This is a genomic window from Allorhizobium sp. NPDC080224 (genome assembly GCF_050281005.1).
Taxonomy (GTDB): Bacteria; Pseudomonadota; Alphaproteobacteria; order Rhizobiales; family Rhizobiaceae; genus Allorhizobium.
In genome coordinates this window covers 1,391,573-1,411,078 of sequence record NZ_JBNNWJ010000001.1, presented here as the reverse complement: position 1 = coordinate 1,411,078, position 19,506 = coordinate 1,391,573, and the positions used below count along the sequence as shown (strand labels likewise).

At 62.1% G+C, this 19,506-nt stretch carries 21 protein-coding genes; 16 read left to right on the top strand and 5 right to left on the bottom strand.

The window, feature by feature from the left end:
- The first annotated feature begins 94 nt into the window (after nt 1–94).
- Both cimA and rarD read left to right on the top strand, forming a co-directional pair.
- Nucleotides 95–1,711, top strand: coding sequence for a citramalate synthase (gene cimA / locus ACQKP1_RS07030; protein ID WP_427274723.1), 1,617 nt, complete (start codon nt 95–97; stop codon nt 1,709–1,711).
- A gap of 117 nt (nt 1,712–1,828) precedes the next feature.
- Nucleotides 1,829–2,725, top strand: coding sequence for an EamA family transporter RarD (gene rarD, locus ACQKP1_RS07025; RefSeq protein WP_203014411.1), 897 nt, complete (start codon nt 1,829–1,831; stop codon nt 2,723–2,725).
- A gap of 2 nt (nt 2,726–2,727) precedes the next feature.
- Here rarD and ACQKP1_RS07020 read toward each other — a convergent pair whose 3' ends face one another.
- Entirely contained in the window at nt 2,728–3,348 is a 621-nt protein-coding gene (locus ACQKP1_RS07020) for a TIGR00730 family Rossman fold protein (RefSeq protein ID WP_006727403.1), read from the bottom strand.
- A gap of 157 nt (nt 3,349–3,505) precedes the next feature.
- Between ACQKP1_RS07020 and ACQKP1_RS07015 the strand changes: the two genes are divergently transcribed.
- A complete protein-coding gene (locus ACQKP1_RS07015) occupies nt 3,506–5,563 on the top strand; it encodes a LysM peptidoglycan-binding domain-containing protein (protein WP_427274722.1) in 2,058 nt (685 codons plus the stop codon).
- 113 nt (nt 5,564–5,676) lie between these two features.
- Nucleotides 5,677–7,566 (top strand): ABCB family ABC transporter ATP-binding protein/permease, encoded by a 1,890-nt coding sequence (locus tag ACQKP1_RS07010; RefSeq protein ID WP_427274721.1) that lies wholly within the window; start codon nt 5,677–5,679, stop codon nt 7,564–7,566.
- 26 nt (nt 7,567–7,592) lie between these two features.
- Here the strand turns inward: ACQKP1_RS07010 and ACQKP1_RS07005 are convergent, their stop codons facing one another.
- On the bottom strand, nt 7,593–8,876 hold the full coding sequence (locus ACQKP1_RS07005) for a GGDEF domain-containing protein (protein ID WP_427274720.1): 1,284 nt from the start codon (nt 8,874–8,876) through the stop codon (nt 7,593–7,595).
- A 246-nt stretch (nt 8,877–9,122) separates the two neighbouring features.
- Between ACQKP1_RS07005 and ACQKP1_RS07000 the strand changes: the two genes are divergently transcribed.
- From ACQKP1_RS07000 to ACQKP1_RS06990, 3 genes are all read left to right on the top strand, one after another.
- The gene (locus tag ACQKP1_RS07000) at nt 9,123–9,821 is read left to right on the top strand and encodes a phosphatidylserine decarboxylase (protein ID WP_006727399.1); all 699 of its coding nucleotides are present in this window, start codon (nt 9,123–9,125) and stop codon (nt 9,819–9,821) included.
- Nucleotides 9,822–9,831: 10 nt separating this feature from the next.
- Complete coding sequence (locus ACQKP1_RS06995; protein WP_427274719.1) at nt 9,832–10,692, top strand: CDP-alcohol phosphatidyltransferase family protein; 861 nt, start codon at nt 9,832–9,834, stop codon at nt 10,690–10,692.
- 193 nt (nt 10,693–10,885) lie between these two features.
- A complete protein-coding gene (locus tag ACQKP1_RS06990) occupies nt 10,886–11,023 on the top strand; it encodes a hypothetical protein (RefSeq protein ID WP_427274718.1) in 138 nt (45 codons plus the stop codon).
- A gap of 61 nt (nt 11,024–11,084) precedes the next feature.
- Here the strand turns inward: ACQKP1_RS06990 and ACQKP1_RS06985 are convergent, their stop codons facing one another.
- The gene (locus ACQKP1_RS06985; protein ID WP_427274717.1) at nt 11,085–11,849 is read right to left on the bottom strand and encodes an SOS response-associated peptidase; all 765 of its coding nucleotides are present in this window, start codon (nt 11,847–11,849) and stop codon (nt 11,085–11,087) included.
- A gap of 134 nt (nt 11,850–11,983) precedes the next feature.
- On the opposite strand from ACQKP1_RS06985, the gene ACQKP1_RS06980 reads away from it, so the two are divergent.
- The 9 genes from ACQKP1_RS06980 to ACQKP1_RS06940 all read left to right on the top strand — a co-directional run bounded on the left by ACQKP1_RS06980 (nt 11,984) and on the right by ACQKP1_RS06940 (nt 17,951).
- The gene (locus ACQKP1_RS06980; RefSeq protein ID WP_427274716.1) at nt 11,984–12,409 is read left to right on the top strand and encodes an NUDIX hydrolase; all 426 of its coding nucleotides are present in this window, start codon (nt 11,984–11,986) and stop codon (nt 12,407–12,409) included.
- The gene (locus ACQKP1_RS06975; RefSeq protein ID WP_427274715.1) at nt 12,406–12,828 is read left to right on the top strand and encodes a TIGR02301 family protein; all 423 of its coding nucleotides are present in this window, start codon (nt 12,406–12,408) and stop codon (nt 12,826–12,828) included. Before ACQKP1_RS06980 ends, ACQKP1_RS06975 begins: the two co-directional genes overlap by 4 nt.
- 94 nt (nt 12,829–12,922) lie before the next feature.
- Nucleotides 12,923–13,180: a hypothetical protein gene (locus ACQKP1_RS06970; RefSeq protein WP_054150473.1), complete on the top strand. Its 258-nt coding sequence runs from the start codon at nt 12,923–12,925 to the stop codon at nt 13,178–13,180.
- Nucleotides 13,181–13,200: 20 nt separating this feature from the next.
- On the top strand, nt 13,201–13,938 hold the full coding sequence (locus tag ACQKP1_RS06965) for a hypothetical protein (RefSeq protein WP_427274714.1): 738 nt from the start codon (nt 13,201–13,203) through the stop codon (nt 13,936–13,938).
- Between the two features lie 106 nt (nt 13,939–14,044).
- Nucleotides 14,045–14,878 carry a YgfZ/GcvT domain-containing protein gene (locus ACQKP1_RS06960; RefSeq protein ID WP_427274713.1) on the top strand — a complete coding sequence of 278 codons (834 nt, stop codon included), beginning with the start codon at nt 14,045–14,047 and terminating at the stop codon, nt 14,876–14,878.
- 1 nt (nt 14,879) lies between these two features.
- Nucleotides 14,880–15,512: a hydrolase gene (locus ACQKP1_RS06955; protein WP_427274712.1), complete on the top strand. Its 633-nt coding sequence runs from the start codon at nt 14,880–14,882 to the stop codon at nt 15,510–15,512.
- Nucleotides 15,509–16,045, top strand: a complete 537-nt coding sequence (locus ACQKP1_RS06950; RefSeq protein WP_427274711.1) for a tyrosine phosphatase family protein — start codon at nt 15,509–15,511, stop codon at nt 16,043–16,045. The genes ACQKP1_RS06955 and ACQKP1_RS06950 overlap by 4 nt, the downstream gene beginning before the upstream one ends.
- Nucleotides 16,042–17,001, top strand: a complete 960-nt coding sequence (locus ACQKP1_RS06945) for an NUDIX hydrolase (RefSeq protein ID WP_427274710.1) — start codon at nt 16,042–16,044, stop codon at nt 16,999–17,001. The genes ACQKP1_RS06950 and ACQKP1_RS06945 overlap by 4 nt, the downstream gene beginning before the upstream one ends.
- Before the next feature lie 59 nt (nt 17,002–17,060).
- Nucleotides 17,061–17,951, top strand: a complete 891-nt coding sequence (locus tag ACQKP1_RS06940; protein ID WP_427274709.1) for a mechanosensitive ion channel family protein — start codon at nt 17,061–17,063, stop codon at nt 17,949–17,951.
- 55 nt (nt 17,952–18,006) lie between these two features.
- On the opposite strand, the gene ACQKP1_RS06935 is transcribed toward ACQKP1_RS06940, so the two are convergent.
- Nucleotides 18,007–18,195, bottom strand: coding sequence for a hypothetical protein (locus ACQKP1_RS06935; RefSeq protein WP_427274708.1), 189 nt, complete (start codon nt 18,193–18,195; stop codon nt 18,007–18,009).
- Between the two features lie 394 nt (nt 18,196–18,589).
- Nucleotides 18,590–19,495, bottom strand: a complete 906-nt coding sequence (gene nadC / locus ACQKP1_RS06930; RefSeq protein ID WP_427274707.1) for a carboxylating nicotinate-nucleotide diphosphorylase — start codon at nt 19,493–19,495, stop codon at nt 18,590–18,592.
- Nucleotides 19,496–19,506: the final 11 nt, after the last annotated feature.

The window sequence follows — 19,506 nt, the reverse complement described above, 5'->3', positions numbered from 1 at the left end:
CCCGCCTGCGGGGAGAAGGTGGCGGCAGCTCAGGCGCAACTCTTTGCGCCGAGGATGAGGGGCTGATATGACGCATTTGCCCAAGGACACCAGCATGACACGCGAAAAGATCACCCTGTTCGACACGACCCTGCGCGACGGCCAGCAGACGCCGGGGATCGATTTTTCGGTCGAGGACAAGATCGCGATCGCCGCCATGCTGGACGAGTTCGGTATCGACTTCATCGAAGGCGGCTATCCGGGCGCGAACCCGACGGATACGGCCTTCTTTTCACGCAAGCGCACGCAGAAGGCCGGCTTCGTCGCCTTCGGCATGACCAAACGCGCCGGCATCTCCGCCTCCAACGATCCGGGCCTCAGCCAGCTCATCCAGTCGAAGGCGGATGCCGTCTGCCTGGTGGCGAAGAGCTGGGACTATCATGTGAAGGTCGCGCTCGGTTGCACCAACGAGGAGAACCTCGAAAGTATCCGTGACAGCGTCAAGGCCGTGGTCGACGCGGGCAAGCTTTCCATGGTCGACTGCGAACACTTCTTCGATGGCTACAAGGCCAATCCGGACTATGCCCTTGCCTGCGCAAAAGAGGCTTACGACGCTGGCGCACGCTGGGTGGTGCTTTGCGACACCAATGGCGGCACGCAGCCGCCAGAAATCCGGGAGATCGTCCAGGCTGTGATTGCCACCGGCATCCCCGGTTCCTCGCTCGGCATCCACGCGCATAACGACACCGGACAGGCCGTCGCCAATTCGCTCGCGGCGGTCGAAGCGGGCGTGCGGCAGATCCAGGGGACGCTCAACGGCATCGGCGAACGCTGCGGCAATGCCGATCTCGTCACGATCATCCCGACGCTCTGTCTGAAGGAGACGTATTCCTCGCGCTTCGAGACCTCGATCGACCGGGAGAAGCTTGTCGGCCTTACGCGTCTGTCGCGCGCCTTCGATGAGCTGCTCAACCGTTCGCCCAATCACCAGTCGCCTTATGTCGGCGGTTCTGCCTTTGCCACCAAAGCCGGCATCCATGCCTCTGCGCTGCTCAAGGATCCGAAAACCTATGAGCATGTCGAGCCGGAAAGTGTCGGCAATTTCCGCAAAGTCATGGTGTCGGATCAAGGCGGCAAGGCAAATTTCCTTAATGAACTGAAGCGTCGCGGCATCACGGTTGCCAAGGACGATCCGAAGCTCGACACGCTGATTTCTATCGTCAAAGAGCGCGAGGCCTCGGGTTACGCCTATGAAGGCGCGGATGCGAGTTTCGAATTGCTGGCGCTCAAGACGCTCGGGACCGTGCCCAATTTCTTTGCGGTCGAGAGCTTCCGCGTCATGGTTGAGCGCCGTTTCGACAGCCATGGCAAGCTGAAGACCGTGTCGGAAGCCGTCGTAAAGGTGCTGGTCGACGGCGAAATGGTGATGTCGGTTGCGGAAGGCGATGGTCCGGTCAACGCCCTCGACATTGCGCTCCGCAAGGATCTCGGCAAATACCAGACGGAAATCCTCGATCTCGAACTGGCGGACTACAAGGTCCGTATCCTGAACGGCGGCACCGAGGCCATCACCCGCGTGTTAATCGAGTCCACCGATGCCTCCGGCGCCCGCTGGTGGACGGTCGGCGTGTCCGAGAACATCATCGACGCCTCCTTCCAGGCGCTGATGGACAGTATCGTCTACAAGCTGATGAAGAACCGCGAACTGGCAGGCAAGATCGCGGCGGAGTGAGATCGGAGGCGTCCAAACGATCGGTCTGCCTGAACGATGCTTCACAGAAATGAATTGGCGCCTGCAACCTTGCAGGCGTAATCCCGTTTCCAAGCATAACAAAAGTCAGGAAACACCATGGCCGACGTCACCGCTCCCGCCGAGAACCGGGACAGCCTGAACGGCTTTCTCTTTGCGCTCTCCGCCTATCTTTTGTGGGGCTTCCTGCCACTCTACATGAAGGCGCTCGCGCATATCTCGCCGGCGGAGGTGATCGCTCACCGCATCCTCTGGTCGATCCCGGTTGCCGGCCTGCTCTTGATCATCCTCAAGCGCACCGATGAGTTGAAGAAGGCGATGCGCAATCCGCGCATGCTCGGCATGGCCGCCGTGACCGCGACGCTGATCAGCGTCAACTGGGGCATCTATGTCTGGGCGATAGGGACTGGACACGCGCTGGACACGGCGCTCGGCTACTTCATCAATCCTTTGTTTTCGATCCTGCTCGGTGCTGTCATTCTCAAGGAGAAGCTGAAGAAGACGCAGATTGCGGCCCTCTCGCTGGTCGTGATCGCTGTCGTCATCCTGACCGTCGAGGCGGGCCGCCTGCCGGTGGTGGCGCTGGCGCTGACCTTCTCCTGGGGCTTCTACGCCTTTTTCCGCAAGACATTGCCGATCGGGCCGAACCAGGGCTTCCTCTTGGAAGTGCTGCTGCTTTCGCCCATCGCGCTCGGCTATCTTGTCTATTTGAACCTGCAGGGCGGCGGGCATTTCCTGATGGGCAACATGACCGATACGATCCTGCTTGCCTCGGCAGGACTGGTGACGGCAGTGCCGCTGATCCTTTATGCGAACGGCGCCAAGCTCTTGCGCCTATCGACGATCGGCATCATGCAATACATCGCGCCGTCGATGATCTTCATCACCGCCGTCTTCGTCTTCAACGAACCCTTCAGCGTGGCGAAAGCCGTTGCCTTCCCGCTTATCTGGTCGGCATTGGTGATCTATACGCTGCCGATGCTTCGGCAGCGCTGAACTCAAAGCTTGGAAATCGTCTCCGGGTCGCCTTCGGGCGATCCGGCCTCGGCCCAGCGGGCCTCGATGGCGGGCACAATGTCCTCGATTCGGTCAATGACCAGCGGCCGCACGAGATGGGCGGTGTGGATAAAGCCCGAAACCGACATATGGTCGATCAGCTCGAGCATCGGCTTCCAGAAATCATTCACATTCGCAAAGACCATCGGCTTGGTGTGACGGCCGAGCTGACCCCAGGTCATGATCTCGACGATCTCCTCGAGCGTGCCGATGCCGCCCGGAAGTGTCACGAAAGCGTCAGAGCGCTCAAACATCGCGTGCTTGCGCTCGTGCATGTCCTTGGTGATGATCAATTCGTTCAGCTGGCCGAGCGAATGGCGCGTCGCTTCCATGTCGACGAGAAACTCGGGTATGATGCCGGTGACATGACCGCCAGCCGAAAGCACGCCCGAGGCGACCGCCCCCATGATGCCCTTGGTACCGCCGCCATAGACCAGGCGAAGGTTGTTTTCTGCCAGGGCGCGACCGAAATTTCGGCCGGCTTCCATGAAGGCGGGATCGCGTCCGGGCTGGGAGCCGCAATAGACGCAGACGGATCGAATCGGGGTTTTCTGTTCGCTCATGCGGGGCAAAAAACAGGCTACGCCGCTGCAGGTCAACAAAATTGGCTGAAAACCCTTGTCCGGCAGGGTGGATTGATCCATCGCCGCTTGTCGATTCATCGGGTTGACGCTAGCAATTCCAAGGGAATGGCGGCTCATCCGCCGGGAGACTTGAGAAATGAAGAACCGTGCCCTCTGGGTGGTCCTGATCGTCCTTGCCATCGTCAGCCTGCTGATGGTGTTCGTCATCATGCCACGGCTCAATCCGCCGGTGAGCGATCTGCCGACCGTGAATGCTGCCGCGGATGCGGCGAAGTCTGCAGCCGATCAGGCCCAGGCGACGGCCGAAGGCGCCGTGCAAGACGTCGCAAGCGCAGCCAGCCAGAAGATGGATCGCCTGAAAGAAGAGGCCGTGAAGGCCGTCGACAGCATCTCGGCGCTGTTTGCCGATGGCCGCACGCCGGGCATCGAAGCCTATACCGCCGCCAAGACACTCGCCCAGGGCGCCCTTCAGGCACTTTCATCGATCGAGATTCCCGACGACCTCGATGCGACGGTCATGAACGGCATCAAGACAGTACAGGCCGATGCAGCACGGGCTCTGGAAATGGTTCAGCAGCTGCCGGCCGATCCGGCAAAGGCCGCAGGCCTCATCGCCTCGATCAAGGATGCGCTGCTCGGCAAGCCGGTCACCCAGCCCGCGCCCGCCACCGAGGCAACGGCGGAGATTGCGCCCCGCTTCGACGTGCTTCGCGTCGAGCCGAATGGCTCCACGGTCATCGCCGGCAACGCCGTGCCGGGCGCGACCGTCGAGATCCTGAATGGAGACCAGGTCATTTCCTCGCAGACGGTCGACGGCACGGGCGATTTTGCCGCCGTGCTCGATCAGCCGCTGCCGCCCGGCGATCACGCGCTGCAGATCCGCGCCACGGCACCCGACGGCAAGGTCGTCACCTCGGAAGAGGTTGCGACGATTTCCGTGCCCGAAGGTGGCAAGGGTGAGCTCTTGGCCATGGTCTCGAAGCCTGGCGAGGCGAGCCGTCTGATCACCCTTCCCGGTTCCGAGAATGCTCCCGCATCGGCAAGCCAGCCGGCCGCTGCACCGGCCGGCGGCGTTGCCCTGCCGGAACTTCCCGCTGCCGCCAGCGAACTTGCCGGCTCAGCGCCTGCGATGCCGGGCATGAGCGAAACGGCGGCGGCCCCCGCGAATGAACCCGTGGCCGAAGAACCGGCTGCCCTTCCCGGCGCCACTGAAGTGCAGGTCACTGCGGTCGAGATCGAAGGCGACCGCATCTTCGTCGCCGGCAAGGCGCCGGCCGGAGCGCGGGTGCGTGGCTTTGCTAACAAAGCTACCATCGGCGAAGCGGCGAGCGACGGAAACGGCAACTTCGTCATCGAAGGCGAAATGAAACTCGAGGTCGGTAACCACATCATCGAGGTGGAACTCCTGGATTCCACCGGCAAGGTGATCGTCCGCGCCTCGGTTCCGTTCGAGCGCCCCGCCGGCGAGCAGGTCTCCGTCGTCGCCCAGACGGGAGCGGGTGCTGCGTCATCGCCGACCACCCCCGAACAGATTGAGTTCGAGCGGCTGCGGATCTCCTTGACCAAGGCGATGACGATCCTGGAAAATCTGTTCGCCAACGGTCAGAAGCCCGCCCTGGAGCAGGCGGCAGCGGCGCGTTCGGCCACGGAAATCGGATTGCAGTCGATCATCGGCTTCCGTCCGGGCCCCAATGTCGAACCAGACCTTGCCGCCGCCTTCAACAGCCATGGCGCCAAGGCTCGCGAGGCGCTTGCGCTCCTGCAGTCTGTACCGAACGGCAATGTGGATGCTTTGGGCGCCACCCTGCCGCAGCTCGTCGCGCTGATCCGTGACCTCCTCAACGATCCGGCACCCGCTCCGTCAGCGCAGGCACCGGCTCAGTCCGAAACCAATGTGGCCGCAGCATCCCCGACGACTGCTGCTGCATCCGGTGAACCGAAGACAATCCAGCAGGCGCCGCTCGAACAGAGCGACAGCAGCGTCATCATCCGCCGCGGCGATACACTCTGGCAGATTTCGCGGCGCGTTTATGGTCAGGGTGTCCGCTACACCACGATCTATCTCGCCAACGAGAACCAGATCAACAATCCGGACCTGATCGAACCCGGCCAGATCTTCACGGTGCCGCGCGACGCGCTTCCCAATGCGGAAGAAATTCATCGAAAGCGCCTGCGTGGCGAGGCGGTGAACTGAGCTTTCACAGTTCCGTTATTGTATTCGCACGAGCGAAAACCTAAGTGAATGAGAGCGGCGATCCTCAAAAGGGATCGCCGCTTTTTAATCTGCATGCAGCGAGAGGGTCGGGGATGGCAGAGGCGAAGAAGAAGACGGTATCGGCCGACGACGGCAACCCGATGCAGACGCTCGTGAACCTCTGGCCCTATATGTGGCCGGCCGACCGATTTGATCTCAAGATGCGCGTCGTCTGGGCGACCGTCTTCCTGATCATCTCGAAATTCGTCCTGATCCTCGTTCCCTATTTCTTCAAATGGGCAACCGATGCGCTCGACGGCCGGATCGACATGGCGGGTCTGCTGCCGACCTTCCTTCTGGGCGCCGTGGCGCTCGTCATCTTCTACAATCTCACCCGCATCCTGCAGGTCGGCCTCAACCAGCTTCGTGACGCGCTGTTCGCCAGCGTCGGCCAGCATGCGGTGCGCCAGCTCGCCTACAGGACCTTCGTGCACATGCACCAGCTGTCGCTGCGCTTCCATCTGGAACGCAAGACCGGGGGCCTGTCGCGCATCATCGAACGCGGCACCAAGGGCATCGAGACGATCGTCCGCTTCACGATCCTCAACTCGATCCCGACGCTCATTGAATTCATCCTGACGGCCGCGATCTTCTGGTGGACCTACGGCTTCTCCTATCTCGGCGTCACCGCCTTCACCGTCTGGGCCTATATCTGGTTCACGATCCGCGCGTCGGACTGGCGCATCGGCATCCGCCGCGCGATGAACGACAGCGACACAGACGCGAACACCAAGGCGATCGACTCGCTTCTCAACTTCGAGACGGTCAAGTATTTCGGCAACGAGGAGATGGAGGCCAAGCGCTTCGATGCCTCGATGGCGAAGTATGAGAAGTCCGCGACCCAGGTCTGGACCTCGCTCGGATGGCTGAACTTCGGCCAGGGCCTGATCTTTGGTGTCGGCACTGCGATCATCATGGTGATGTCCGCACTTGCCGTGCAGCGCGGCGAACAGACGATCGGCGACTTCGTCTTCGTCAACGCCATGCTGATGCAGCTGTCGATCCCACTCAACTTCATCGGCTTCGTCTACCGCGAAATCCGTCAGGGTCTCACCGATATCGAGCAGATGTTCGATCTTCTCGAAGTCCAGGCCGAAGTGGTCGACGGTCCCGAGGCGACGCCGCTCCTCATCGCTCAAGGGGCCATCGCCTTCAAGGACGTGCATTTCCACTATGATCCGGACCGGCCGATCCTGAAAGGCGTGTCGTTCGAGGTCCCCGCCGGCAAGACTGTGGCCGTCGTCGGTCCCTCGGGCGCCGGCAAATCGACCATATCCCGCCTGCTCTATCGCTTCTACGACGTCCAGAAGGGCTCGATCACCATTGACGGCCAGGACGTGCGGGATGTGACCCAGAAGTCGCTCAGAGCCGCGATCGGCATGGTGCCGCAGGACACTGTGCTGTTCAACGACACGATCGCCTACAACATCCGCTACGGTCGACCCGGCGCGTCTGACGCCGAGATCGAACAGGCTGCGGAGGTCGCGCAGATCTCGCATTTCATCAAGGATCTGCCGGATGGTTTCGACACCAAGGTCGGGGAGCGCGGGCTGAAGCTCTCGGGCGGTGAAAAGCAGCGCGTGGCGATCGCCCGTACGGTGCTCAAGGCGCCGCCGATCCTGATCCTCGACGAGGCGACCTCGGCGCTCGACACGACCACCGAGCACGAGATCCAGTCCGCCCTCGACATCGTCTCAAAGAACCGCACGACGCTGGTCATCGCCCACCGTCTGTCCACGGTGGTTGGCGCTGACGAAATCATCGTGCTGAAGGGCGGCGAGATCGCCGAACGCGGCAGCCACAGCGAGCTTCTGGCCCAGGACGGCCTTTATGCCTCAATGTGGAACCGTCAGCGGGAGGCGACTCAGGCCGAAGAAATGCTGCGGCAGGTGCGCGAAAGCGACGAACTCGGCGTCGTGGTCCGGCGCCCGCCAGCCGTCTGACGGTGGCGCTCAATGACACCGGGCGGTCAATCCGCCCGGCATAGCCGATTGCGGCCGTCGCGCTTTGCCCGGTAGAGGGCGAGATCGGCCCGACGAAGCGCGTGGTCGATCGTCTCCTGCAGCGGATCGAAATTGGCTAGGCCGATGCTGATGGTGCCGGCGGTGCCCATGCCGGCCGCAACCGCACAGTAGCGGGCGATGTCGGTCCGCATCCGCTCCAGAATGTCCTCCGCCTGGGCTGCATTCTCGCCGGAGAAGAAGGCAAAGAACTCTTCGCCTCCGGCACGCGCGACCAGGACGCCCTCCGCCTCGTGCGCTCTGAGGGTATCGACGATCGAACAGAGGGTGAGATCTCCCTCGCCATGCCCCAGTTCGTCATTGATCGACTTGAAGTGGTCGATGTCGATGACGGCCACGGCAAAGCTCTGCTCACCTTCTTTCGCCGTCTCGATTGCCGAACCCGCCACCTGGAAGAACTTGCGACGGTTATAAGCATTGGTCAGCGGATCGCGTTCGGCAGCTGCGGTCAGGCGCGCTTCCAGTTCCTTGCGTTCGGTGATGTCGATCAGCACGCCGGCAATGCCGCGAAGGCCGCCTTCCGGCGAGGCGACACAGGCCTTGTGCAGCATCACATGGCGCACGCCCGTGTCTGGCACGCAGACATCGGTCTCGACCCTGATGACGCCGCCTCTGCGCATCACTTCGAGGTCCGATTCCCGATGCGCCTCGGCAACATCCAGCGGCAGAAAATCAGCGAGGGTCTGGCCTATGACGCGGTCACGTTCGGTGCCGACAAAATGGCTGAACGCCGTGTTGCAGCCGAGATAGCGTCCGCCGACATCTTTCAGGTAGATCGGCGTCGGCAGATGGTCCAAGCCGTCCTGCCAGGCATCGAGCTTGTCCTGCAATGCGTCGAGTGTCTTCTGGTGTGCCTGCAGCAGGGTAAGGTGACGCTTGGCGCGCAAGAGGCAGCGCAGCAGCTGGGCCGAGCCATCGTCCATCAGGAGATCGTCGACCCCGGCGTCGAAGAGTTCAGCCTGAAATTCGGCGGTGACTGCCCCCGTCACCGCGACAAGATAAATGCCATTTCCGCAGATCTCGAGCAGCCGGACAACCTGGGCGATTGCGGCCTTGTCAGCGCAATCAAGGAAGCAAAGCGACGAGTTTTGCAGCGCCTCTGCAGCGGTGATCCGAGACGGAGAGAGGGACGCGATGAAGGCCGGCGGCGGCAGTCCACGAGAGGAATGCCAGGATATCGTGGCGAGCGTTACCGTATCCGTATCCGGTTCAATTTGCCTGGCGAGCTGCAACAGTCATCCCTTGCCCGGACGGCTCCGACGACGGCACCGCATTCCGGATCCTGCTTAAATCCAACACCCCTTTTTTAGGGTGCAGTTATTTACAAAGTCTCGCCAGGCTCATGAGCAGTTGATCTTTTTTTGGGCCAGGTGTGGATGGTCACATGTGCTTTAGCGCGCCTTGATTTGACCGGCGGCATTGCCCATCTGCGGCTTTCAGAGTAGTCACGGGCGACACAATAAAAGACCGAGGACCCCATGGATCTGTTCGAAACCATCCGCAAGACGATCGTGCCCGTGCACAAGGAAGGCTATCCTTTCGTCGCCGCCTTCTTCGTTGCATCGCTGGTGCTCGGCTGGATCTGGGATCCGCTTTTCTGGGTGGGCCTGATCCTGACCCTCTGGTGCGCCTATTTCTTCCGCGATCCCGAGCGTGTGACGCCGCAGGACGACGATCTGGTCATCAGCCCCGCCGATGGTCGCGTGTCCTCCGTCCAGATGGTCGTTCCGCCGCAGGAACTCAATCTCGGCACCGAGCCGATGCTGCGCATCACGGTCTTCATGAACGTCTTCAACTGCCACGTGAACCGGGCACCGATGCGCGGGCGGGTGACGACGATCGCCTATAAGGAAGGCCAGTTTCTGAATGCGGAGCTGGACAAGGCTTCGACGGACAACGAGCGCAACGGCCTCGTCATCGAGAGCAAGCACGGCGCAATCGGCGTCGTTCAGATCGCCGGCCTCGTTGCCCGCCGGATCATCTGCTGGACGAACATGAACGAGCCGCTCGATGCCGGTGAACGCTTCGGCCTCATCCGCTTCGGCTCGCGCCTCGATGTCTTTCTGCCGGCGGGTGCCGAACCCCGTGTTTCGCTCGGCCAGACCGCGATTGCCGGCGAGACCGTGATCGCCGAGTTCGGCTCGGCCAAGGGGCCGGTCATCAGCCGCCGAAGCTGAGGAGATATTAATGGACGATCAGACCCCCTCGACCGAACTACGCGGCAGCACCCAGGCTGATACCGGTGCGCGCGGCCCGAGGCTCCGCGAAATTCCCCTCCGGCTGATCATTCCCAATCTGATCACGGTGCTTGCGATCTGTGCCGGTCTGACCGGGATCCGGCTTGCATTCGAAAATCGCTATGAATTGGCGGTCGCCATGGTGCTTGCCGCCGCCTTTCTCGACGGCATCGACGGTCGCGTCGCGCGGATGATGAAGGCGACGTCGAAATTCGGCGCGCAAATGGACTCGCTCGCTGACATCATCAATTTCGGCGTGGCGCCTGCCCTCGTTCTCTATGTCTTCGTGCTCGACCAGGCCCGTTCGCTCGGCTGGATTGCCGCGCTGATTTATGCGATCGCGGCCGGCCTGCGGCTCGCGCGGTTCAACGTGATGGATGAGCGCGAGACCAAGGCACCGTGGCAGTCGGAGTTTTTCGTCGGCGTGCCGGCACCCGCGGGTGCGGCACTCGTCATGCTGCCGATCTATCTCGGCTTTCTCGGCGTGGCACCGGTCGGCATCTTTGCCTATGCCAGCACGACCTACACCGTCGTGATCGGCTATCTCCTCGTCAGCCGCCTGCCCGTGTGGTCCGGCAAGTCGGAGACCAGCCATGTTCGCCGCGATCTTGTGTTTCCGATGATTCTCGGCGTCGTGCTCTATGTCGCGCTTCTGATGAGCTTTACCTGGGAAGTTCTTGTCGTCAGCGTGCTTCTCTATCTCTGCTCGCTGCCATTCGGCGCCCGCAACTGGCACCGCCGCTACGGTACACTGACGATTGGCGAGGAAGCAGCCGAAAAGGGGCTTTCGGAGATCGATCGGGGCGTCTGACCCGCGCATTTCGTTCAAGCTTGAAGTAGTTTGAGCCCCGCCAAGCCGAAAAGCTTGCGCGGGGCTCTCTATATCTACTCTTTTTCTTCAAATTTGATTTGAGTCACAGCAACGGCCACGCTTTTGTCATGATCTCCGCAGAGAGAGCCGCAAACAAAAAAACCGGTCAGGAAACACTCCAAGGAACATGACGATGACGACTGAGAATCAAGCCGAGCAGCAGAAGCCGGCAAACGAGAATCTCGCCTCGAAGTACCGCCCAGTCGGCCTCAAGGCCGTTCTCGCTGCAGCTCTTATGCTGAAGCCCAAGGTAGTGCCGAAGGTCGCCTGAAGGCTTTCAGGAAGACCGCAATTCCGTGCATGGGAAGCTCGCTTCCTGTTCCGGAAATTGCCTAGAACAGGCTCATCTGCCCGTCGCCGGACTTGTCCGCGGTGGGCTTTTGCTTTTTCGGCGGGAGCGCGACCGGTGTCTGAAGTTCCGGTCCGACATTCGCGACCTTGTTGACGAGGTCGGACACCGGGATTGCCTCGAAATAGTCGTCCGCTGCCGGCTGCAGAAGATCTGCCACATCGCGCGGCTCGCCGTGGCGGCAATCGAGCCAGCGGCTAAAATCCTGCGGCTGGATCACCACGGGCATACGGTCATGGATCTCGCCGATGGCCTTGTTTGCCCCGACCGTCAGGATGCAGCCCGTATCGAGCTCGGAGCCGTCCTTCGACATATAGGTCTCCATCAGCCCGCCGAAGCAGACGATCCCGCCACTCTTCGGGCGGATCCAGTAGGCCTGCAGCTTTTCGCCGCTCTCCTTTGGCGGCCGGTGCCATTCGTAGAAGCCGGAGGCTGGAACCAGAATACGCCGGTGCCGCATCGCCGCGCGAAACGACGCCTTCTCGTTTGCTGTTTCGGAACGGGCATTGATCAGCAGCGTGAATTCCTTGGGGTCCTTGACCCAGGACGGGATGAGGCCCCAGCGCACCAGCACCGCCATGCGATCCGGCCGGTTCGAGCCGGGCTCGGCGGGCGGGGACGCGACTGCCACGAGGATCGGCTGCGTCGGCGCGATATTGTAGCGCGGCGGAAAGCCCTCGAGCTCCATCACGCCGAGGATCTCCGCCACTTCTTCCGGGCTCGCAGTCAGGGCAAAACGTCCGCACATGGAACGTAGATGGCAGTCCCACCCGCCAGGGTCAAGGCGTGACGCGATGCTTGCAGGGGGCGGCAAAGCCCGCGATAATCGGGCTACACTGCTTCGTTGCCACGATGCGATCTTCCGACCGGAGTTTCCTGTTCATGAGCATGCCCCGCCTCGCCTCTTCCGCCATCGTCGAGCGGGCCGGGCGCTATCTCCTCGTCCGGCGCGGCAATCCGCCGGCGGCGGACCTCTTTGCCTTTCCCGGGGGGCGCGCCGAGCCGGGGGAAACGCCGGAGGAAACGGCGCTCAGGGAGCTGTTCGAAGAAACCGGGATCATCGGGCGCAATCCGCGACTGTTCGAGACGGTCGAGCTTCTGCCCGAGGTTGGCGTCGCGGGCAGCCATTTCCTGCTTTCGGTCTTCCAGGTGGAGGCTGAGGGGACGGACGAAGTTGAAGCTAGAAGCGACGCGCTCGAGGCAGGCTGGTTTCTTCCCGAAGAAGTGCTTGGGCTTCCCATCCCCGAGAGCGTGCGCGACTGCATCCTACGCCTATCGTCAGCGACCACGATCGGGGGCGAAGCATGAGCAAGATCACAAAGCCCCTTTGCCTCGCCGCGGCTCTTCTCGCAATCGCCGGTCCGGTGGCCGCACAGGGCAGCACTGAGGCGATCGTTCCGCCCGTGGCAGACACCGAGAAGCCGACGCCCTATGATGACCGTCTCGCGCGACTTTCGGAGATCATCGGAGCCGTTCACTACCTGCGCAATCTCTGCAAGGCGGATGGCGAACCGGAATGGCGGCGGTCGTTGCAGGGACTGCTGGACGCCGAAACACGCGCCGAGCCGAAGCGCCGGGCACGGATGACGGCCGCCTACAACAGGGGCTATCGGTCTTTTGCCTCCGTCTACACCTCTTGCACGCCGGCCGCAGTTCGTGCAGAGCAGAATTACCGTATCGAAGGCGCAACACTTGCCACAGAAATTACCGCACGTTTCGGAAATTAACGATAAATTCACCTCTTTTAGTCTGGCCCCGTGTCGTTTTGGCAAAAGGCTGATAGGGTCGTTAAGGACTGAGTAAGTGCTTCGAGGAATGCCCATGGAACCGCGCCGCAACGAAATCGACGAGATGATCGTTCACGAGAAGATGCAGGCTGCGCTGGAATACCAGAACGAAGCCTGGGCCGACGGCATGGCCGATGGGATCGAGCCCGAGATCATCGCCGAGGCGTCCTTTGCGCTGGCGATGCGCGAGACTATCCGCATTCATGGCGAACATGGCGCCGAGGCTGTTCTCGATGCGCTCAAGGCCCGGCTGCTCGCCGGCGAGTTCTCGCCCGAACGCCAGCTTCAATAAGACAGCAATCGAGGGACACAATGATGATCTCGTCGCGGGTCAGGCTCCTCCGCTTGACGAGCGCGCTGACGCTCACGGTTGCCTCCGCAGGGGTGGCCCTGCCAGCCATTGCCCTATCCGACATCAAGGATATCACTCCGCCGGCCGCCGAAGCATCGGAGCCAGCGTCGAACGAGGAACTTGATGTCATCGAGGATTCGATCCCGATGATCCCCGACCCGGATCCGTTGATCCGCTCTCCTGAGCCAGCAGAGGCCGGGGATGTCGAAGATATGGAGCCCGCCGGTCCGCCGGCCGAAGTCATCTATGACATCGAGAAGGCGCCGGAACCCGTTCGACGCATGCGCGAGCTGATAATTGAGGCCGCAAAGACCGGCGACATCTCGAAGCTGAAGCCGCTGATGAACCCCGGACCGGACCAGACTGTGGTGCCGCTCCAGACGCCTGACCAGGATCCGATCCAGGCGCTCATGGCGATCTCCGGCGACAGCGACGGAATCGAGATCCTGGCCATTCTGCTCGACATTTTCTCCACCGGCTTCGTGCAAGTCGACAAGGGCACGGCGGACGAGGCCTATGTGTGGCCCTATTTCGTCGGAAAGTCGCTCGGCCTGCTGACGCCGCAGGAGAAGGTCGAACTGCTGCGAATCGTGACGGCTGGTGACGTCGCGGAGATGCAGGAATACGGGAATTACAACTTCTTCCGCGTCGGCATCACACCCGACGGCCGCTGGAAGTTCCTCTCCGTCGGCGACTGACCACGATCCGGATTGTGGGGCAAACTGTGGGCTGTGATCGGAACTGCTTGTCGTCTAGACTGGCAGCGCCTAACTCAGTCGGCATCGAAACAGCCCGGTGGACCCCATGCCCTCAGCCTTCCTGCCCGATCGCGCCTTTGTCCGAATAACGGGGGCGGATGCCGAGCACTTTCTGCAGAATCTGATCACCACCGATCTCGGGGCACTTGCGACCCGTGAGTTGCGTCCGGGCGCGCTTCTTACGCCACAGGGCAAGATCTTCTATGATTTCCTGATCTCCCGCAGCGATGACGGTTTCCTGGTCGATATCCGCGCCGATCAGGTGGAGGCCTTCGTCAGGCGTATGACGATGTACAAGCTGCGCGCTGCCGTGACGATCGAGACGCTGCCGGAAACGGGTGCGACGGTCATCTGGGGCGAGGCCAGCGATGGCGCCGCCGACCATCGATTCGCGCTCGCCGGAACCGGGGTTCGCCGCCAACCCGGCCGGATCGATGGTGCTGGCGACCGGGGCGCTTACGATGCGCTTCGCATTCTCCACGGCGTGCCGGAATCGGGGCGGGACTACGCGCTACAGGACGCCTTTCCGCACGATATCCTCTTCGACAAGTCGGGTGGCGTCTCCTTCCGCAAGGGATGTTATGTCGGTCAGGAAGTGGTGTCGCGCATGCAGCATCGCTCGACCGCGCGGCGCCGCGTGGTGATCGTCTCGGGCGAAGCGCCGCTTCCAGCGTCCGGCTCAGAGATCACCATCGGCGGCAAGACGATCGGCGCGCTCGGCACGGTCGCTGGCGAGCGCGCGCTTGCGATTGTCCGCATCGACAAGGCCGGTGAAGCCATGGCAGTCGGCGAGCCCATCCTTGCCGGTGACTTGCCGGTATCGGTTGCCCTTCCCGGCTGGACGGGACTGACTTTCCCCAGCTCGGCCGAGGAGGCCTGACATGGGTTCGGCTGCCGCTCTGCCCTCCGCCCGCGCCTGGCAACGCATGCTCTCCGGTCGGCGTCTCGACCTGCTCGACCCCTCGCCGCTTGATGTCGAGATCACCGATATTGCCCATGGGCTTGCCCGCGTCGCCCGCTGGAACGGGCAAACCTCCGGCGATCATGCCTTCTCCGTTGCCCAGCACAGCCTGATCGTCGAGGACATCTTCCGCCGCTCCAACCCCAAGGCCACGGCCGACGAGCTGATGGTGGCGCTGCTGCATGACGGGCCGGAATATGTCATCGGCGACATGATCTCTCCGTTCAAGGCCGTCGTCGGTGGCGGCTACAAGGTCGTGGAAAAGCGACTGGAGGCGGCCATCCATCTGCGCTTCGGCCTGCCTGCCCATCCGAAAGCGGTGCTGAAGGACCTGATCAAGAAGGCCGACATGATCTCTGCCTATTTCGAGGCAACCGTGCTCGCCGGCTTTGCCGAGGCCGAAGCCCGCAAGCTGTTCGGCCAGCCCAAGGGCTTCACCCGCGATACGATCCTGATCGAACCGCTGCCCGCCTATCAGGCCCAGGCAAAGTTCCTCGAACGCTTCGAAGAGATCGAGGCCGACAGGCAGTCGACGACCTGGGCCCGCCCATGAGCGTCATCGTCGTTTTACCGCTCGCCCGAATTGCCGAGATGGCCGTGCGTCACAAGGCGCGCGAGATGATCAGCCTGCTGGCTGCCAATCAGGATTTTCACCGGCCGGCGGTCATCCAGGCCGAGCGGCATCTGAAGCTTGCGATGAACGACATCAGCTTTGCCGGCACCGGCGATCTGATTGCGCCGCAGGAAGCACATGTCGCCGAGATCATCGGTTTCGCAAAGGCGTGGGATCAGGCCGCACCGCTCGTCGTGCATTGCTGGATGGGCGTGTCGCGGTCTCCGGCAGCTGCGATGATCGCGAGCCTTGCGATTGCTCCCGACGACGACGACGATGCGCTGGCGAAGCGTTTGCGCGAAGCCTCGCCATTTGCCACGCCCAATATGCGGCTGGTGGAAATCGGCGACGACATGCTCGGTCGTGGCGGACGCTTCGCAAAGGCGGTGAAGGCACTCGGGCGGGGCGCCGATGCCGACGGCAACAGGCCGTTTGTATTGCCGCTTCCCGCAAGAGATCCAATCCAGTCATGACAGCACCGGCGGAGATCGAGATCGGGCTCAATGCCGCGATCGTCGCCATCAACGCCCGTACCCCACGCCTGCTCGTGGTCGGAGAGGACGGCAACGCACTCGATGCGCTGCCCTTCGGCCCCTTCGATCCGAACCGGCACCGGACGATGGAGATGTCGCTTCGGCATACCGTCGAAGCACAAACGGCGCTCGAACTGGGTTACATCGAGCAACTCTACACCTTCGGGGATCGCGGCCGCCACAAGATGCCCGGCGACCAGGGACCCCATGTCGTCTCCGTCGGCTATCTTGCGCTGACGAGGCTCGACACCGACGGCGATGCACGGCTCGAACTGTCCGGAGCCCGATGGCGTGACTGGTACGGATATCTTCCCTGGGAGGACTGGCGGCAGGGACGTCCGGCTCTCCTGGACCGTGTCATCCTGCCGGCGCTGACCTCATGGGCAGAAGAGACATCGGTCTCCTCCCGCCGCTCACGGCTGCGACTTGCTTTTGGTCTCGATGACTTCCCCTTCGACGAAGAACACGTGCTGGAGCGCTACGAGCTGCTCTACGAAGCAGGACTGGTCGAGGAAGCCGTGCAGGACGGCCGGGTCGAGCGCTGCCGCACAACCGTGACCCTGGGGCGTCCGATGCGCCATGACCACCGGCGGATCGCCGCGACGGCGCTTGCCCGGTTGCGCAGCAAGATCAAGTATCGACCCGTCATATTCGAACTGATGCCGCCGGAGTTCACTCTCACCGAGCTGCAGGGCACGGTCGAGGCGATTGCCGGGCACCACGTACACAAACAGAATTTCCGGCGCCTGGTCGACGGCGCCGAACTGGTCGAACCGACGGGATCGACTCAGGCCGCCACCGGTGGCCGGCCGGCGGCCCTCTTCCGCTTCCGTCGCCAGGTGCTCGAAGAGCGTCCGGCGCCGGGCCTCAAGGTCGGAGGCCGGACCAGCGGTTGACCTCGCCTGCCTCGGCCCCATCTAGGGCGTGGATATCAACAGCAGGGAGCAATCACGGCATGGACTTGGATACGAACGAAGCGATACTCGCGACACAGGCGGCGCTCGAACAGGCGAGCCAGCTTGCGGTCCAGTATTCCTTCTCGATCGTCGGAGCGCTTCTTCTCCTCTGCATCGGCTGGTGGCTTGCCGCACTGCTCAGCCGCTGGACCCATGCCGGTCTCATGCGGGTTCGCGGCTTCGACGAGACGCTGGCGCGCTTCTTTGCCAATGTCGTGCGCTACGGCGCACTCATTCTCGTCTTCGTCACCGTGCTCGGCCAGTTCGGCGTCCAGACCGCCTCGATCATCGCGGCGCTGGGTGCGGCGGGCCTCGCGATCGGCCTTGCCTTGCAGGGCACGCTGCAGAACATTGCGGCCGGCATCATGCTCCTTGTGCTCCGTCCGTTTCGCGTCGGTGAGTATATCGATACCGGTTCGATTTCGGGAACCATCGTCGAGATCGGTCTTTTTGCGACGGAATTGAAGACGCCTGATGGCCTGTACCGGCTCGCACCCAATTCGACGCTGTGGAATGTGCCGATCACCAATTTCAGCCGTCTTCCGACCCGCCGTTTCGAACTGAAGGTGGGCATCGACTACAATGACGACATCGATCTGGCCGAGAAGATCATGCGCGATCATGCGGAGGCGGATGAAAGGGTCTTGAAGGATCCGGCGATCTCTACCCATGTCGACCAGCTGGGCGACAGCGCCGTGGTCATAACCATGTGGTACTGGACCGCAGCTTCGAACTACTGGCCGACGTCGCGCGAGATGATCAAGAAGGTGAAGAAGTCCTTCGACGAGAACGGGATTTCCATCCCGTTCCCGCAGGTGACCTATCACGGCTCGCCGCAGATGGTCGCCCTACCCGAGCGCTTCGTCGACGCTCAGGCGAAGGAAGCCTGAGCGTTACCTGCCGCCACAGGTGCAACCCAGGTTTTGGAATTAGAGGCAGCGGGGCTCAGCTCTCGCTCTGCTGCCCTGCAGTCGTTTCGATATGCCGGTCGATGATGCGCTGCATTTCGGCGAGCACTTCCAGCACGCTGACAGTGTCGTCCTCGGTCATGCCCGCAGTAGTCTCGGCATGCGGGCCTTCCCCCACCTGTTCAGAACAGGACGCGGACTTGTGCGTCGCAAGCGTTGACTGCACTGCTGAAATTTCCTGGCAAGCAGATGTCGTGTCGGAGTGATGTGGGTCACAAGTGATTGCTAGATCATTTCTAGTAATGGATGCAGGTGTCGAAGCATCATGTCGGACATCCCTGCCCTGGAGCGCGCTGTCCGGCTTCAAAAGTGTCGTCGTCATACTTGCCCCTTACACAGTCGTCGTTCCGTCTGCATTACCCCAATGCGATACAAACTGTATGCATGACAAAGGGCTAGGGGATTCGGTTTTCACGGTCAAAAACCAGGAATCACGGGTAATAACTAGCGAAGCAAATGCTGATATATCAGCAAAGCCTTGGCAGACATGGGTTTTCCGGATCACGCGGCATCCCGGCGCATGCTGCACCGCAAAACAATCCGCAAACTTTGTCGTGAGTTCAGCGGAGCGAGATGTCGAGGCCGATGTCGAGCGTCGGGGCTGCCATGGTGATCTGGGAGGTCGAGATATAGTCGACACCCGTCTCGGCGATCGCGCGAATCGTCTGCAGGTTGACGTTGCCCGAGGCTTCTAGGACCACGCGCCGGACATCCGAGGCGTAATCGGAAGGGCTGAGGCCATGATGATCGCGGTTGATCTCAACCGCCTCTCGCAACAGATCCGGCCCCATATTGTCGAGCAGGATCACATCCGGCCGTGCGCCAAGCGCTTCGCGCATCTGGTCGAGACCGTCGACCTCGACCTCGATCTTCACGAGATGGCCTGCATAGGCACGCGCGGCATTTATTGCGGAGGCGACACCACCGGCGACGGCAATGTGGTTGTCCTTGATCAGGATCGCGTCGTCGAGCCCGAAGCGATGATTGGATCCGCCGCCCAGTCGCACGGCGTATTTCTCGACTGCTCTCAGGCCCGGCAGGGTCTTGCGGGTGCAGGTCACCCGCGCCTTCGTATCTGCGATCTCGGCGGCAAAGCGGGCGGTGTAACTCGCCACACCGGAGAGATGCATGAGGAAGTTCAGTGCGACGCGCTCGGCCGATAGAACTGACCGGGCGTTGCCGGACACGCGGGCGATCGCCTGCCCCGGGGCCACCGTGTCGCCATCGATCACGAAGGCTTCGAAGCGCAAGTCCGAATCGATCAGGCGAAATGCCGCTTCCGCCAAGGGCAGTCCGGCGACGACGCCGTGTTCGCGGCTGTTCAAATCGGCCACCGCCGTCTTCTCCGGTCCGATCGTCGCATAGGTGGTGATGTCACCGGCCCGGCCGAGATCTTCCAGAAGCGCGTTGCGGACAAGGTCCTCGATCATCAGGGGCGAAAGCTGCGGGCGAAGGCTCGGGGTCATCGGCGTGGTCT

Excerpts from the sequence above, each read along its gene's own strand:
- ACQKP1_RS06970 (WP_054150473.1), top strand. The coding sequence starts at position 12,923 with ATGGAACCGCGCCGCAACGAAATCGACGAGATGATCGTTCACGAGAAG.
- cimA (WP_427274723.1), top strand. The coding sequence starts at position 95 with ATGACACGCGAAAAGATCACCCTGTTCGACACGACCCTGCGCGACGGC.
- ACQKP1_RS07015 (WP_427274722.1), top strand. The coding sequence starts at position 3,506 with ATGAAGAACCGTGCCCTCTGGGTGGTCCTGATCGTCCTTGCCATCGTC.
- ACQKP1_RS06955 (WP_427274712.1), top strand. The coding sequence starts at position 14,880 with ATGGGTTCGGCTGCCGCTCTGCCCTCCGCCCGCGCCTGGCAACGCATG.
- ACQKP1_RS06995 (WP_427274719.1), top strand. The coding sequence starts at position 9,832 with ATGGACGATCAGACCCCCTCGACCGAACTACGCGGCAGCACCCAGGCT.
- ACQKP1_RS07020 (WP_006727403.1), bottom strand. The coding sequence starts at position 3,348 with ATGAGCGAACAGAAAACCCCGATTCGATCCGTCTGCGTCTATTGCGGC.
- ACQKP1_RS07000 (WP_006727399.1), top strand. The coding sequence starts at position 9,123 with ATGGATCTGTTCGAAACCATCCGCAAGACGATCGTGCCCGTGCACAAG.
- rarD (WP_203014411.1), top strand. The coding sequence starts at position 1,829 with ATGGCCGACGTCACCGCTCCCGCCGAGAACCGGGACAGCCTGAACGGC.
- ACQKP1_RS06940 (WP_427274709.1), top strand. The coding sequence starts at position 17,061 with ATGGACTTGGATACGAACGAAGCGATACTCGCGACACAGGCGGCGCTC.
- ACQKP1_RS06960 (WP_427274713.1), top strand. The coding sequence starts at position 14,045 with ATGCCCTCAGCCTTCCTGCCCGATCGCGCCTTTGTCCGAATAACGGGG.
- ACQKP1_RS07010 (WP_427274721.1), top strand. The coding sequence starts at position 5,677 with ATGGCAGAGGCGAAGAAGAAGACGGTATCGGCCGACGACGGCAACCCG.
- ACQKP1_RS06990 (WP_427274718.1), top strand. The coding sequence starts at position 10,886 with ATGACGACTGAGAATCAAGCCGAGCAGCAGAAGCCGGCAAACGAGAAT.
- ACQKP1_RS06945 (WP_427274710.1), top strand. The coding sequence starts at position 16,042 with ATGACAGCACCGGCGGAGATCGAGATCGGGCTCAATGCCGCGATCGTC.
- ACQKP1_RS06965 (WP_427274714.1), top strand. The coding sequence starts at position 13,201 with ATGATGATCTCGTCGCGGGTCAGGCTCCTCCGCTTGACGAGCGCGCTG.
- ACQKP1_RS06950 (WP_427274711.1), top strand. The coding sequence starts at position 15,509 with ATGAGCGTCATCGTCGTTTTACCGCTCGCCCGAATTGCCGAGATGGCC.
- ACQKP1_RS06985 (WP_427274717.1), bottom strand. The coding sequence starts at position 11,849 with ATGTGCGGACGTTTTGCCCTGACTGCGAGCCCGGAAGAAGTGGCGGAG.
- ACQKP1_RS06975 (WP_427274715.1), top strand. The coding sequence starts at position 12,406 with ATGAGCAAGATCACAAAGCCCCTTTGCCTCGCCGCGGCTCTTCTCGCA.
- nadC (WP_427274707.1), bottom strand. The coding sequence starts at position 19,495 with ATGACCCCGAGCCTTCGCCCGCAGCTTTCGCCCCTGATGATCGAGGAC.
- ACQKP1_RS06980 (WP_427274716.1), top strand. The coding sequence starts at position 11,984 with ATGAGCATGCCCCGCCTCGCCTCTTCCGCCATCGTCGAGCGGGCCGGG.